The organism is Heyndrickxia camelliae (assembly GCF_002844575.1).
In the GTDB taxonomy this organism is placed as follows: Bacteria; Bacillota; Bacilli; order Bacillales; family Bacillaceae_C; genus Margalitia; species Margalitia camelliae.
In genome coordinates, this window is sequence record NZ_PIQO01000010.1 from 132,786 (window position 1) to 146,425 (window position 13,640).

The 13,640-nt window shown below is 38.2% G+C and carries 13 protein-coding genes and 2 other annotated features; of the genes, 7 read left to right on the top strand and 6 right to left on the bottom strand.

All coding sequences use genetic code 11. The annotated features are described in order from the left end of the window. Nucleotides 1-623 precede the first annotated feature (623 nt). Together CWO92_RS14045 and murB are read right to left on the bottom strand one after the other, a co-directional pair. A complete protein-coding gene (locus CWO92_RS14045) occupies nt 624-2,219 on the bottom strand; it encodes an acetolactate synthase large subunit (RefSeq protein WP_101354840.1) in 1,596 nt (531 codons plus the stop codon). Nucleotides 2,220-2,337: 118 nt separating this feature from the next. Beyond that, the gene (murB, locus tag CWO92_RS14050) at nt 2,338-3,252 is read right to left on the bottom strand and encodes a UDP-N-acetylmuramate dehydrogenase (protein WP_101354841.1); all 915 of its coding nucleotides are present in this window, start codon (nt 3,250-3,252) and stop codon (nt 2,338-2,340) included. 296 nt (nt 3,253-3,548) lie between these two features. Continuing rightward, nucleotides 3,549-3,807: a binding site (T-box leader), on the top strand. Between the two features lie 39 nt (nt 3,808-3,846). Then, nucleotides 3,847-4,294: a binding site (T-box leader), on the top strand. 94 nt (nt 4,295-4,388) lie between these two features. Here murB and trpE point away from each other — a divergent pair. From trpE to trpA, 7 genes are read left to right on the top strand one after another with little or no spacing between them, the layout of a single operon-like run. Beyond that, nucleotides 4,389-5,765, top strand: a complete 1,377-nt coding sequence (trpE, locus tag CWO92_RS14060; RefSeq protein ID WP_101354880.1) for an anthranilate synthase component I — start codon at nt 4,389-4,391, stop codon at nt 5,763-5,765. Then, nucleotides 5,746-6,342 carry an anthranilate synthase component II gene (locus CWO92_RS14065; protein ID WP_101354842.1) on the top strand — a complete coding sequence of 199 codons (597 nt, stop codon included), beginning with the start codon at nt 5,746-5,748 and terminating at the stop codon, nt 6,340-6,342. The genes trpE and CWO92_RS14065 overlap by 20 nt, the downstream gene beginning before the upstream one ends. Continuing rightward, nucleotides 6,326-7,351 carry an anthranilate phosphoribosyltransferase gene (trpD, locus tag CWO92_RS14070; protein WP_101354843.1) on the top strand — a complete coding sequence of 342 codons (1,026 nt, stop codon included), beginning with the start codon at nt 6,326-6,328 and terminating at the stop codon, nt 7,349-7,351. Before CWO92_RS14065 ends, trpD begins: the two co-directional genes overlap by 17 nt. Nucleotide 7,352: 1 nt before the next feature. Continuing rightward, nucleotides 7,353-8,129 (top strand): indole-3-glycerol phosphate synthase TrpC, encoded by a 777-nt coding sequence (gene trpC / locus CWO92_RS14075; protein WP_101354844.1) that lies wholly within the window; start codon nt 7,353-7,355, stop codon nt 8,127-8,129. Nucleotides 8,130-8,142: 13 nt separating this feature from the next. Continuing rightward, a complete protein-coding gene (locus CWO92_RS14080; protein ID WP_101354845.1) occupies nt 8,143-8,751 on the top strand; it encodes a phosphoribosylanthranilate isomerase in 609 nt (202 codons plus the stop codon). Then, nucleotides 8,751-9,950, top strand: a complete 1,200-nt coding sequence (trpB, locus tag CWO92_RS14085) for a tryptophan synthase subunit beta (RefSeq protein ID WP_101354846.1) — start codon at nt 8,751-8,753, stop codon at nt 9,948-9,950. Before CWO92_RS14080 ends, trpB begins: the two co-directional genes overlap by 1 nt. A gap of 1 nt (nt 9,951) precedes the next feature. After that, the gene (gene trpA, locus CWO92_RS14090) at nt 9,952-10,743 is read left to right on the top strand and encodes a tryptophan synthase subunit alpha (RefSeq protein ID WP_101354847.1); all 792 of its coding nucleotides are present in this window, start codon (nt 9,952-9,954) and stop codon (nt 10,741-10,743) included. A 44-nt stretch (nt 10,744-10,787) separates the two neighbouring features. Here trpA and CWO92_RS14095 read toward each other — a convergent pair whose 3' ends face one another. From CWO92_RS14095 to CWO92_RS14110, 4 genes are all read right to left on the bottom strand, one after another. Further along, nucleotides 10,788-11,000: a hypothetical protein gene (locus CWO92_RS14095; protein ID WP_101354848.1), complete on the bottom strand. Its 213-nt coding sequence runs from the start codon at nt 10,998-11,000 to the stop codon at nt 10,788-10,790. After that, complete coding sequence (locus CWO92_RS14100; RefSeq protein ID WP_101354849.1) at nt 10,997-12,289, bottom strand: helix-turn-helix transcriptional regulator; 1,293 nt, start codon at nt 12,287-12,289, stop codon at nt 10,997-10,999. Before CWO92_RS14100 ends, CWO92_RS14095 begins: the two co-directional genes overlap by 4 nt. A 539-nt stretch (nt 12,290-12,828) precedes the next feature. Next, a complete protein-coding gene (locus CWO92_RS14105; protein WP_101354850.1) occupies nt 12,829-13,170 on the bottom strand; it encodes a hypothetical protein in 342 nt (113 codons plus the stop codon). A gap of 185 nt (nt 13,171-13,355) precedes the next feature. After that, on the bottom strand, nt 13,356-13,553 hold the full coding sequence (locus tag CWO92_RS14110; protein WP_101354851.1) for a YfhD family protein: 198 nt from the start codon (nt 13,551-13,553) through the stop codon (nt 13,356-13,358). Nucleotides 13,554-13,640: the final 87 nt, after the last annotated feature.

Consider the following 13,640-nt stretch of genomic DNA (forward strand, 5'->3'; position numbering starts at 1 on the left):
TAAAAGGGATTAAAAGGACAATTGAAGGACAAAAACGAGCACTTTTGTCTTTTAAAAGAGATCAAAAGGACAATTGATGGAAAAGCACAGGCGCATTTGTCCTTTAGAAGGGATTAAAAGGACAAATAAAGGAAAAAAACGAGCACTTTTGTCCTTTAAAAGAGATTAAAAGGACAATTGATGGAAAAGCACAGGCGCATTTGTCCTTTAGAAGGGATTAAAAGGACAAATGAAGGAAAAAAACGAGCACTTTTGTCTTTTAAAAGAGATCAAAAGGACAATTGATGTAAAAGCACAGGCGCATTTGTCCTTTAGAAGGGATCAAAAGGACAAATCAAGGGGAAAAACGAGCAGCTTTGTCCTTTAAAAGGGCTCTAAAAGACAAAGCAAGGCAAAATCGAAACTCCCTTGTCCTTTAAAGGGGTCCAAAAGGACAATTGAAAGAAAAAGACGAGCAGTTTTGTCCTTTAAAAGGGATTAAAAGGACAATTGAAGGAAAAAACGAGCACTTTTGTCTTTTAAAAGAGATCAAGAGGACAATTGATAGAAAAGCACAGGTGCATTTGTTCTTTATGAAGTGATTAAAAGGACAAATCAAGTAGAAAAACGACTCCTTTGTCCTTTTAGTTGTTTACTGGTACATCTATTAATGTAATATTGCTAGAAGAATGTAAACAATTTATAAGCATTTCTGCAAATTGGTCCAGGGTTTTGGGGCGAACGCCGATAATTCCAAAGCTATTTGCGAAATCGACAAAATCTGGATTGTGAAAGCCGACCCCATAACTTTTTCCGAATCTTTTCCTCATTGTATCCTCTTCTATTTTTAAAACAGAATCGTTTAAAACAATAATAACGAACGAGAGCCCTAGCCGCTTAGCTGTTTCTAACTCTGCTGCATTTGTTAAAAATCCTCCGTCTCCCGTTAAGCAAATTACTGGTTCATTGGGACAAGCTAATTTTGCTCCAATTGCTCCGGGAAGGGAGATGCCGATCGCAGCTAAGCCATTGGAAATAACCAATCTATTAGGTTTCTTCGGTTGAAAGGTGCGTGCTACCGAAACTTTATGGGAACCAACGTCTGAAAGGACAATGGTTTCATCATCAGCGATCATTTCTATCACATGCAAAATATTTTCGATAGTTAGTGGAAGTGAAGCAATACTATCGTGATTCCAAGAAATATTATAAGCTTGCTCTATGCGATTTTTCAGATTGCCGGCGGGTACCCAAGCTTTAGATGGGAGATCAAAGGATTGAAAACATGCCAAAGTTTCCTTTAAATTTCCTACCAATTCAATTTGGACAGGATAAAATTCATCTATTTCTGCAGGATGAGAATCAATATGTAGTATGGTGGTCTTCTTTCTGTTCCACTCTTTTGGAAGTCGTTCATTATGATCCAAGCCAATGACGATAAGTAAATCTGCCTCGTGCAATCCTGGCATTACTTCATCCTTTTCCATAAAGCCGAATGTAAAATAATTTTGTTTATGCTCTTTATGCAAAATCCCCTTTGCTGTAAAACTATGGGTTACTGGGGCTTGCAAGGTTTCGGCAAATGTTAAAAATTCGTCTGCAGCTCCGCTTCTAATGACACCATTTCCGACAAGTATAAAAGGTCTGTTGGATTGCTGGATAATTTTTTGGGCGGCAAGAATCGTATCGTAGCTTGGTATGGAAACAGGCTCGGGTGTGACAGGAAGCACAATCGGCGGGATGCTTTGAATAGCAAGATTTTCCGGTAATTCAATTGCAACGGCACCCCGTTTTTCTAGTTTTGCGATCCGGAAAGCTTTGCGAATAATTTCAGGAATAGCAGAAGCTTCTTTGACCTGTATGGCCCATTTTGTTACCGGTTCCATTATTTGGATGACATCAAGGTATTGATGAGAATGCTTATGTTGTCTCTCTAAAGCTGCTTGCCCTGTGATAGTCACCATCGGAGAATGGTCCAGTGTGGCACTTGCAATACCTGTTAGTAAATTTGTCGCTCCGGGTCCGAGTGTGGCAAGGCATACACCTACTTTACCAGAGAGTCTTCCGTAAACATCTGCCATAAATGCAGCACCTTGTTCATGATGAACGGTTATATACTGAATTTGTTCAGAATGAGATAATGAATTTGCTAAATCTAATATTTCATTGCCTACAATTCCGAATATATACTCTACCCCTTCATTCTCTAAACAGTGTACAAATACATCGGTTGCTTTCATGTGTGTCCCCCTAAATAGTTTGAGTCCCACATAGTTTTTGATTTATGCGGAAAAATATTAGGGGATACATACAGAAAAGGCCCACAAAAATTAATTTGTGGACCTACCAATTATTTGTTTAGTCTTCCCCTATAATTTTAACTTCTCTTTCTAGTTCTACATTAAACTTTTCTTTTACTGTTTTTTGCACATGGTGAATTAAAGCAATATATTCTGAGGCAGTGGCATTGTTCTTATTTACAATGAAGCCTGCATGTTTGGTAGAAACTTCAGCCCCGCCAATGCTATGTCCTTGCAATCCGCTATCTTGGATCAGTTTTCCTGCAAAATAACCTGGAGGTCTTTTGAAGACACTTCCGCAAGATGGATATTCAAGTGGTTGCTTAGATTCTCTTCTAAAGGTTAAATCATCCATTACCGCTTTAATTTCATCGTAATTGCCCGGCTTAAGTGCAAACGTTGCCTCCATCACAATATCGCCATTGGCTGCAATATTACTCGTTCGATAAGCTAGATCTAAGTCTGCAGCTGATCTTTTCTGAATATCCCCGTTGCGATCCACTACAATAGCGTGGTCGAGTACATCTTTGATTTCTCCGCCATAGGCACCAGCATTCATGAATAAAGCTCCGCCGACGGTTCCAGGAATGCCGCAAGCAAATTCCAGACCAGTTAATTTTGCTTCTAATGCTTTACGGGATGCATCTATAATGGCCGCACCGCTTTCCGCAATTAAATAATCCCCATCTACTTTTATTCGCTTAAAACGATTTAAAAGAATGACGATACCGCGGATCCCTCCGTCCTTAACGATCAAATTAGAGCCATTCCCTAACAAGGTGAAAGGAATATTTTCTTTAATGGATAGCTTAATAATATTTTGTAATTCTTCATAGGTCGAAGGTGTAACAAGGAAATCTGCTTTTCCTCCAAGCCTAGTATAAGTATGATTTCTTAAGTATTCATCAACGAATATGTTTTCCTTTTCTACAATCGCAAGTAAATTATTATAAACTTGATGAGAATCCATCATCATAATCATTCCTTTTTACATAATTTTCAAATAGCCCATCTATTTAAATGCTAGAAATTTTTAACCCCTTAAACATGCATTATAACAGTTTTTCATGATAATTTTTAGTCCTTCGCAACAAATTTGGGTGCCAGGCACCACAGATGGACAAATAGGGAAAGTGTCCGCCTCCAGTGGACAGTGCCATTTCTTTGATAATAATTTATACTATGTTCGAAATTTTTCTTTTTTCCTCTTGACATTCTATTTCAAACGTAATAGTATAATTATCAATTAATTTAAATAAATTGAAAAATATTTAAGCGTTGAAGAAGAAGAGTAATCCTTATGGACACTGTAGAGAGCTGGTGGTTGGTGCAAACCAGTGTGAAAGTATGGATGAATGGGCTTCTGAGCTTCCAAACCGAAACTTACATTGAAAGCAGTAGGCTTTGGCGAAAGTCTCGTCGTTACAAGAGACGGATATTAAGATTCAAAATGTAATCTTGATATTGTCAAAGTGAGCTGTTTTATTCAGCTAATAAAGGTGGTACCACGGGTCCTCTCGTCCTTTTCGGATGAGGGGACTTTTGTATTTTAAAAAAATAAAATATAGCGAACTCAATGATTAAGAGGAGTATGCTTGACTAAAATCGTTGCAGAGAGCCGGTGATGGTGTGAATCCGGTACGAGGGGTTAAGCAGAATGGACTTATGAGAGGTTTCCTGAAAGACAGTAGGGAAACACGGAATTCCACCGTTAAAAGGATAGGGTATCGGAAATGTTTTATCAATGACCTACGCCTAGCTTCAGCGCCTATCGGCTAGTGGATTTCTATGTCTTCTCCCTGTGATTACGTCAACATCGGTTGAAATTTAAGTGCTAATTTCACTTGCTTGTGAACTATCTCGCCGTGTTTCTTTTATCTCAGTCGAAGACTACGAAATCCAAACGCCGCTGAGCAAGGCGTTTACGCATTTGCTCATTTCCCGTACCCGAAAAAGCGGAAGGAATATTTTCTCCTTCAATATGAGGTGGCACCGCGGTATGTATCGTCCTCTATAAACGAAAGACATCATGAGTCTTTCGTTTATAGAGGACTTTTTATTTATATAGAAAAATTTAGGAGGGAACCAGTTTTGAATCCAAAATATAAAATGACCACACTTAACGGAGATACCTTAACACCGATAGCCATTTACAATCGCTTAAAAGGAAAAAAGAAATTTTTGCTGGAAAGTTCCCTTAAACATGAAGGAAATGGCAGGTATTCTTTTATTGGGATGAACCCTTATCTGGAATATAAAGCTGTTGACGATCAAATAACGATATATTACAAAGAGCACGTCCAGCGAGAACAGGGTATCCCTCTCCAGCTATTAAAAAAATTTCTACCAGAGCTAAGAGCCCACTTGCCTTTTCCCTTCTATGGAGGAGGGGTTGGTTATATCGGATATGATGCGATTCGCCAACACGAAAAAATTGGGGATGTGGTAAACGATTCGCTGAATATACCAGATATTCATCTTATGTTTTATCAGGATGTCATCGTATTCGATCATCTTTCGCAAACCGTTTCCATTATTTTATTAAACCTAAATCAAACGCGGACGGAAGCGGAGCTTGAACAAACAACAGAAACATTACAGATAGCTTTGTTTACGGGAGACAAAGAGGACCAAAAAACAAATGCAGCTAAAATGGATTTTAAACCGACCAGATCGAAAGAAGATTTCATGAAAATGGTGGAAAGCGCAAAGAAACATATTCAACAAGGAGATATTTTTCAGGTCGTATTATCTCAGGCTTTAGAAGGGGAAGCGACAGATGAGCCATTTCAATTTTATAGAAAGCTTAGAAACGCAAATCCATCCCCCTATATGTTTTACATTGATTTCGAGGATTACATCCTTTTAGGAGCATCTCCTGAAAGCTTAATCAAAACGAAAGGGAAGGAATTAACAACCAATCCAATTGCAGGGACAAGGAAGCGCGGAGAAACTGTAACAGAGGACAAACAACTGGAGCAGGAACTCCTAGCAGATGAAAAAGAACTGGCCGAACATAAAATGCTAGTTGATTTAAGCCGCAATGATGTAGGACGTGTTTGTGAAGCGGGAACCATCACGATTTCTAAGTATATGGAAATTGAACGTTATCAACATGTTATGCATATCGTTTCCGAGGTAAAGGGTCAGCTAAAACAAACTCTATCTAGTGTGGATGCTTTAATATCCTGCCTGCCAGCAGGTACGGTATCGGGTGCACCGAAAATTCGTGCAATGCAAATCATCAATGAACTTGAAAAAAGAAAACGCGGTGTCTATGCAGGTGCCGTAGGCTACATCAATGTAAACGGAGATATTGATTTCGCATTAGCAATCCGCTCGTTAGTAATTAAAGATGGCAAGGCAATATTACAAACCGGTGCCGGAATTGTCTATGACTCCAACCCGGAAAAAGAATACGAAGAAACGATGAACAAGGCAAAGTCATTATTGGAGGTAAGTAGAAATGATCTTGTTAATCGATAACTATGATTCCTTTACGTATAACCTGTACCAATATTTTTTAGAATTAGGCGAAGACGTTCAAGTGGTACGAAATGATCAAATAACTGTTGCAGAAATCAAAGCGCTCAAACCGGAAGCAATTATATTATCCCCAGGGCCAGGAATACCAGAAAATGCCGGAATCTGCATCGAATTGATAAGAGCCTACTATCAAGATATTCCTATATTAGGGATCTGCCTAGGGCATCAAGCTATTGGTGCAGCCTTTGGAGCCGAAATTGTCCAGGCGATGAATATTAAACATGGGAAAACATCAATGATTTTACATTCTGGCCAGGGTCTATTTGCATACATGTCCCAGCCGCTTGAAGTCATGCGTTATCACTCACTTGTGATGAAAGAACAAAGCCTGCCTTCAGAGCTCGAGGTAGTGGCAAAATCCATGGATGATGAAGAAGTAATGGGAATCCAGCATATTCACTATCCGCTATATGGTCTGCAGTTTCATCCTGAATCGATTGGAACAAAATGCGGAAAAGCGATTATTAAAAATTTTTTAGATGTAGTGAGGGGGAATAGAAATGAAATCGTATCTTGAAAAAGTTATGGAGCATCAAAGTCTCTCGTATGAAGAAATGACAATGGCAGCCAACCAATTGTTCTCAACAGAAATATCGGATTCAGAAATGGGAGCTTTCTTGGCTGCATTAAAAATAAAGGGTGAAACTGCAGAGGAAATTGCCGGTTTAGTGGAAGTCATCCGCGAAAAATCACTGCAAATCGATCTGCCATTTCCATCAGTAATGGATAATTGCGGAACCGGCGGAGATGGATCTGGAAGCTTTAATATTAGTACCACATCGGCTTTTGTCATCGCCGGTGCCGGAATCAAAATTGCCAAACATGGGAATCGAAGTGTTTCCAGTAAAACCGGCAGTGCGGATGTTCTCGAACATTTAGGAGTAAGCTTACAATTTGATCCCCAACAAATTGCCGAGATACTCGCCAAAAATGGCATTGCCTTTCTTTTTGCTCCCAAGGTACATCCAAACATAAAACGAATCATGAAGGTACGCAAGGATTTAAAAATCCCAACAATCTTTAATTTAATTGGTCCGCTTACGAATCCAATTTCACTAGACACGCAACTTCTTGGAATTTATCGGAGAGATATGCTGGAAATGATGGCACAGGTTTTACACCAATTAGGCAGAAAACGCGCAGTAGTCTTAAATGGTGCGGGATACATGGATGAGGCATCCTTATCTGGTGAAAACCATCTTGTTTTATTAAATAACGGAAACATCACCAGCTTTACGTTAAGACCAAGTGATGTTGGATTGCCGCAATATGAAAATGAAGCGATACGCGGCGGAAATTCCAAGGAAAATGCGGATATTCTTCTTCAAGTCTTAAATGGAGGGAAAGGGGCATACCGCGATACCGTGGTATTGAATGCGGGCTTAGGTATTTTTGCAAATGGTTTAGCCGCCTCAATCGAGGAAGGCATTTCCATTGCTGAAAAAAGTATCGATTCCGGAGCAGCATTGGAAAAATTAAATAATTTAGTGGAATACAGCAAACATTTTGCAAAAGAGGTGATTTGAGGTGACGTTTTTATCCAACATTCTCATCGAAAAAGAAAAAGAAGTAAAAATACTTAAAGAACAGTATCAGCAGCAAAATTACAGAAACATTAAGCAAGAAAAATCCATGTACCAAACTTTTATGGAATCGTCAACTATGAATATTATCGCTGAAATTAAACGAGCTTCGCCTTCAAAAGGTGAGATAAATGTTGAGGTCAACCCTGTGGAACAGGCTGAACAATACGCAACATACGGTGCAAATGCAATTTCTGTGTTAACAGATACGCCCTTTTTTAAAGGCTCCATCGAGGATTTGAGGGTTGTTCGGAACACGGTTGATCTGCCAATCCTATGCAAGGACTTTATTATAGAAGAAATTCAAATTAATCGAGCAAAAGATTATGGTGCAAATGTAGTGCTTCTCATCGCGGCAGCATTGCCAAAGCAACGTCTAAAAGAGCTATTTGATTATGCATATTCCATAGATTTGGAGGTGCTGCTCGAGGTTCACAATGAAACAGAGCTGATGATTGCTTTAGAAATAGGGGCCAAAATCATCGGGATCAACAATCGCGATTTAAAAACGTTTACCGTTGATTTATCTGTGACACAAGAGTTAGCAAAATTAGTGAACAGAAACGATATTCTACTTATCGGCGAAAGCGGGATTCGAAATCGGGAGGATGTAGAAAAGATGATGGAAGCAGGGGTAAGAGGAGTATTAGTGGGAGAGACATTGATGCGCTCGGAGAATCTGAAAGAAACATTGAAAGATTTAAAAATAGAATTCAAATAAGGGGAATGTTTCAGTGGGTGTAAAAATTTGTGGTATTAAAACCATGGAAGCAGCAAAGGCAGCGGTGGAGGCAGGCGCTGATTTTATTGGATTTGTATTTGCTGACAGTAAAAGGAGAATATCACGGGAACAAGCGAAAATTATATCAAAAGCTCTTCCAACCAATATCAAAAAGGTTGGAGTCTTTGTGAATGAAGAAGCACCTACCATTCTCCAAATTGCAGATGATATCGGGCTCGATTATATTCAGCTTCACGGTAAGGAATCGCCGCGATTTGTGGACAGTTTGCCATATCCAATCATCAAAGCATTTTCTAGTCATAATCTTGCTCAAATAAACGAGTATGCCTGTGATTACTACTTAATTGATAGTCCAAAAGCAGGCAGTGGAGAAGTATTCGATTGGAAAGCACTCGAAATGCTTGATACCGATAAGGATAAGCTTATCCTAGCAGGCGGACTTAATGTCCAGAACGTAGAGGAAGCCATCCTAACGGTCAAACCAGCAATAGTGGATGTATCAAGTGGAGTGGAAACCAATCATGTAAAAGATCCGATAAAAATAAAAAAATTTGTAGAGCATGCTAGCGTAGTATTTTTACAAATAAAGGAGAGAGAATAATGAGTTCTACTACAACATATCCGAATGAAAAAGGCCGCTACGGAGAGTTTGGCGGGAGATTTGTACCAGAAACATTAATGACGTCAATCCTTGATTTAGAAAAGGCATATAATGAGGCAATGGCGGACCCAGATTTTACGAACGAATTAGCATACTATCTTACTCAATATGTCGGACGGGAAACCCCACTCTACTATGCTGAAAATTTATCAAAAAAATTAGGCGGTCCGAAAATCTTTTTGAAGAGGGAGGATCTAAATCATACAGGCGCCCACAAAATTAATAATGCTATCGGTCAAGCATTGTTAACGAAAAGAATGGGCAAAAAGAAAGTCGTTGCCGAAACAGGAGCAGGGCAGCACGGAGTGGCTACCGCAACAGCATGTGCCTTGCTTGGTTTGGAATGTATTGTGTTTATGGGAGCGGAGGATATTCGCAGACAAAAGCTAAATGTCTTTCGTATGGAATTACTAGGTGCGAAGGTAGAGAGTGTGAATCAAGGGAGCTGCACATTAAAGGATGCAGTGAATGAAGCGTTCCGGTACTGGGTCAGTAATGTACATGATACACATTATATTATTGGATCTGTTGTAGGTCCACATCCATTTCCGCAAATGGTCCGTGATTTTCAAAGTGTGATTGGATCGGAAACGAAAAGACAAGTCATGGAACAGACCGGCAAACTGCCCAATGCAGTAGTAGCATGTGTCGGCGGTGGAAGTAATTCGATGGGAATGTTCTATCCATTTGTAAAGGATTCCGAGGTTCAATTATTTGGTGTGGAAGCAGGCGGAGATGGGATTGCGACAGGAAAGCATGCAGCCGCATTAACAGACGGAGAAAAAGGAATTTTACATGGAACAATGACCTATTTGCTTCAAGATAAAGATGGACAGGTCAAAGAAGCTCATTCTATTTCTGCAGGCCTAGATTATCCGGGGGTCGGACCAGAACATAGCTATTTAAAAGAAATAGGTAGAGTGAAGTATACATCTATTACAGATAAGGAAGCATTAGTGGCATTCGAAACCTTATCCAAAACGGAAGGAATTATTCCGGCACTAGAAAGCTCACATGCTGTTGCATACAGTATTAAACTAGCAAAAGAAATGAAACCAGACGAGACATTAGTCATATGTTTGTCAGGTCGCGGCGATAAAGATGTCGAAACCATTAAGAGTTTTTTAGGGGGCGAGTAAGATGGGAAAAACAAAATTATCAGAGGCGTTTGCACAGGTAAAGAAAAGTGGAGATAAGGCATTTGTTCCATATATTATGGCTGGTGATGGCGGTTTGAGTACATTAGGGGAAAGGATTAAACTGTTAGAGCAATTCGGAGCTACAGCGATTGAACTGGGAATTCCGTTTTCCGATCCGGTCGCTGATGGTCCAACGATTCAAGAAGCAGGTATCCGTGCGTTGAAGGAAAATGTTTCATTATCTTCTATTTTATTAGAACTCCAAAAACTAAAAGAAACATATACAATTCCAATTGTTATCATGACCTATTTAAACCCTGTATTTGCATATGGAATAAAGAGTTTTGCCGCAGATTGTACGCAAGCAGGTGTGAGTGGAATCATTATTCCGGATTTGCCGATAGAAGAAGAAGAGCTTGTATCCGCGGAACTAGAAAAACATGAAATTGCACTGATTAGACTCGTATCCATTACAAGTACGGAAGAGCGAAAAGCAAAGTTAGCAAACAGGTCGGAAGGCTTTCTTTATGCCGTTACGGTCGCTGGAATTACAGGGGCAAGAGAGTCCTATCAAAAAGATATAGGTGAATATTTGGCATCACTAAAGGCTATTTCAAAAGTACCAGTGCTAGCGGGATTTGGCGTGGCTACCCCTGAGCATGTACATCAATTAGGACAGTATTGTGATGGAGTAGTAGTTGGAAGCAGAATTATCGATTTATTTCAAGAGAAAAATATAGAAAAGATTCAAGAGCTAATTCAGTCAGCGAAATCTACTCAGGTTTTAGGGTAATAAATTAAGCATGCCGGCTTGTCCGACATGCTTCGTTTTTTCTATCAAGCATTATCCTTAATAATTGAGTTCGTTTTAACAGGAGGGAAGATTGGCGGAAAACTTTCGCCTTCTGCAATTTTGTAAACAGAGTTTACCTTTTTACCTCCAGTTGCTTCTCCTGCATTCGAAAAACCTTTTACGCTTGCAACAGCAAGACCACTTACAGCCAAAGAAAATGCGAGGGTACCACCAACTAATGCTTTTTTCAAATTCATTTCGGATTCCTCCTTAAAAAATTAATAATTTTTTCATATGCTGAATTTGCAATAGCAAAAGATGTAGCAGCAGATTTGTACTCATTTCTTTTTTGATAATAGTCTCCGAGAGTTTTTGCTAGAAGTACAACTCTTTGATATCTTTTAATAGATTCAAAATATGGAATGGCCTCATTCAAAATAAATGATTCGAAGCCAGATGGATAATCATTTACCGTATATTGATAGAATTTCAATTCAATCATTTGTTCTTTATATATTTCGCTATATTGTTCTTTGGAATGCAGTAATTCCAATCCTTCATGTAGCCACTTTTCTACTTGTTCTTTAAACCCAATTTTGTGATATTCTTTTATAATGTTTATGATAGTATTTATTTTATCTTCAGTCATGGAAAAATCACTTTGACCAAAGCTTTTTAGATAGTGACCAATAGCTTCCTCGGACTTACCTTGCTCCGCCATTAAATACCCCAAGTTATTTTCTACTTTTATTTTGATATCTTTAAAATCCAACGAATAAGCAAGTTGCCTAGCAAAATTATAATGTTTCTCTGCCTCTTTGTAGTCCTGCATTCTGCGGTATATTACTCCAAGCATTAAATGGCAATCAGTGCATCGCCTCATATGGTAGGATTGCTGAAAGAGTGATAAAGCTTCTTCCATATGAAAAATTGATAGAGTATTTTTTGTTAGGCGGCCGAGTGTAAGACCATACATGTAGAATAGGTCAGCCTTCTCAAGGTTGTAAAGCTCTTTCACCGAAATTAAATAATTCTTAGCATCTTTAAAAAAACGTTCTGCCTCTAGATATTGCCCTTTTATATAGTAATAATTACCACGAAACTTTTGGTAGGAGTATTTTAAAATGTCGGGCATATCATTTTGCAAAGGAATGAAAAAGTTTATGATATCTTGCGCTTCTTCCAGCTCATTATGCAGCAGATGATATCGAATTAGGTAAATATGATAGGTCATCACTGCAAAGATATCATTACTTTCAGATATTTTCTCTGTTATCTTCTTATAACAAGCATCCGAGTTTTCTGTGTCGTTCATTAATAGACAGCGGTTCCATTCCTGAAAAAGCAATTCCAGTTCATTATTTTGATATGTCATGAATGGGATCTCTAGTTTGTCGCAAAGTTGGCTTAATAATTCTATGGGTGGAGTATGTTCGTTGTTTTCTATAGATGAAAGGTACGGTACAGTAGTGATATCTTTGGCTAAATCCTCCAAGGACAGCTTCTTTTGTAGACGATAATAACGGATTCGAGTTCCAATGCTCATAAGTTTTTAACTCCTAGCTTTACTATATTTACATTATAATCCTAATATGCAGAAAAATGGAATAATTCTTTTGTCCTAATTTAATGAAATTTGAAAATTTTTGGTGTAATTCACCACATTTTGCTTCTGTTTTTATTTTGAACTTGAGACATTTTATATTGTTTTGTTCTATTATGAAAGATTATGTTTTTTTCTTCAAGAAATTTTTAGGGATTTTATGCCATTTTTTTAATTAGTTATTCGGAAAGTTATCATATCTTGCGCTTTGTTGTTTCACTTGCCTTTTTTGCTTCTCCCATTAAAAAAATACCACGTGTGATAAAGTGCTACTTAATGGATGTGGTTTTATGAGCAATAGTCTACCTATACGCTTTAATTTTCCTGTCTTTGAACGGCTTCCATTTGTAAGGAGTCATATAGCTAAAGACTTTTACCACTTATACTTAACTAACTTGTTCAAAAAGTAATAGAGCTTCCTATCAATCTGAGGTGAAGGTAACTTTGATGTAAAAACAATTTATAGAGAATCTGGGGTGGGTTTATAGCTGCGAAAGATCTTGTAGGATTGGTTTTCTAAATTCTTTTTTCTTTGCTTTGAATAGAAAAATAGTATTTTGTTTTTTTCTTTCGTATATAGTATTAGATGGTTCTTGATTGGAGAATGTGCTTTCTGCGATATCATTATGATCTATCTCATTGGCTTCATTAAGTATGTTTTTGGACGGAGTATTTCTAAGATATGCAACAAAATTAGAAGGTTCCTGGACATAAGGCATACATGCCATGAATATCTTCTGGTGGTGATACTGCATTTGCATATTAGGTTCAACTTCATTAAATGTTATTTTTAAGTTTATAAAGATAGTAAAATTATTAATCATCTCCCTTCTAATTATCAATTTTATCCTATTTTGCAATTTTTATCATCTATGTAAAAAGAAATCATCACATAATGATTTTTGCTGAAATTTTACTTTTTCTCATATAATCAATGCATTATCCATCAATCCATGAAAAAGGGCAGAGGCTCCCACTAAGCCGTTTATAGGAACCACTGCCCGTTAAATTATTTTTTACGTTTGTTTCTCATTTGTACACGCTGATTAGCTGCGTTAGCGCGAGCTTGTGCTTCTAAATCAGCTTGATCCGCTAATTCTCGAGAGAATTCTACATCTTTTCCATCTGATTTCATATTTTTAGGAACCTGTGGAAGTGTCTGTTTGTTTTTATCACGTGTTTTGTGGCTGTTATGCATGCGACCCATGAAGTTAATCCCCTTTCGCATAATGGGAGTACGGAAATATCCGTTCATAGATAGAATGTGCATATCAACCCGTAATAAAACAGGAAG

What these genes read in the sequence shown, in the direction of transcription:
- CWO92_RS14045 (WP_101354840.1), bottom strand. Translation starts at nt 2,219, where the DNA reads ATGAAAGCAACCGATGTATTTGTACACTGTTTAGAGAATGAAGGGGTA.
- murB (WP_101354841.1), bottom strand. Translation starts at nt 3,252, where the DNA reads ATGATGGATTCTCATCAAGTTTATAATAATTTACTTGCGATTGTAGAA.
- trpE (WP_101354880.1), top strand. Translation starts at nt 4,389, where the DNA reads ATGACCACACTTAACGGAGATACCTTAACACCGATAGCCATTTACAAT.
- CWO92_RS14065 (WP_101354842.1), top strand. Translation starts at nt 5,746, where the DNA reads ATGATCTTGTTAATCGATAACTATGATTCCTTTACGTATAACCTGTAC.
- trpD (WP_101354843.1), top strand. Translation starts at nt 6,326, where the DNA reads ATGAAATCGTATCTTGAAAAAGTTATGGAGCATCAAAGTCTCTCGTAT.
- trpB (WP_101354846.1), top strand. Translation starts at nt 8,751, where the DNA reads ATGAGTTCTACTACAACATATCCGAATGAAAAAGGCCGCTACGGAGAG.
- trpA (WP_101354847.1), top strand. Translation starts at nt 9,952, where the DNA reads ATGGGAAAAACAAAATTATCAGAGGCGTTTGCACAGGTAAAGAAAAGT.
- CWO92_RS14095 (WP_101354848.1), bottom strand. Translation starts at nt 11,000, where the DNA reads ATGAATTTGAAAAAAGCATTAGTTGGTGGTACCCTCGCATTTTCTTTG.
- CWO92_RS14100 (WP_101354849.1), bottom strand. Translation starts at nt 12,289, where the DNA reads ATGAGCATTGGAACTCGAATCCGTTATTATCGTCTACAAAAGAAGCTG.
- CWO92_RS14105 (WP_101354850.1), bottom strand. Translation starts at nt 13,170, where the DNA reads ATGATTAATAATTTTACTATCTTTATAAACTTAAAAATAACATTTAAT.
- CWO92_RS14110 (WP_101354851.1), bottom strand. Translation starts at nt 13,553, where the DNA reads ATGGGTCGCATGCATAACAGCCACAAAACACGTGATAAAAACAAACAG.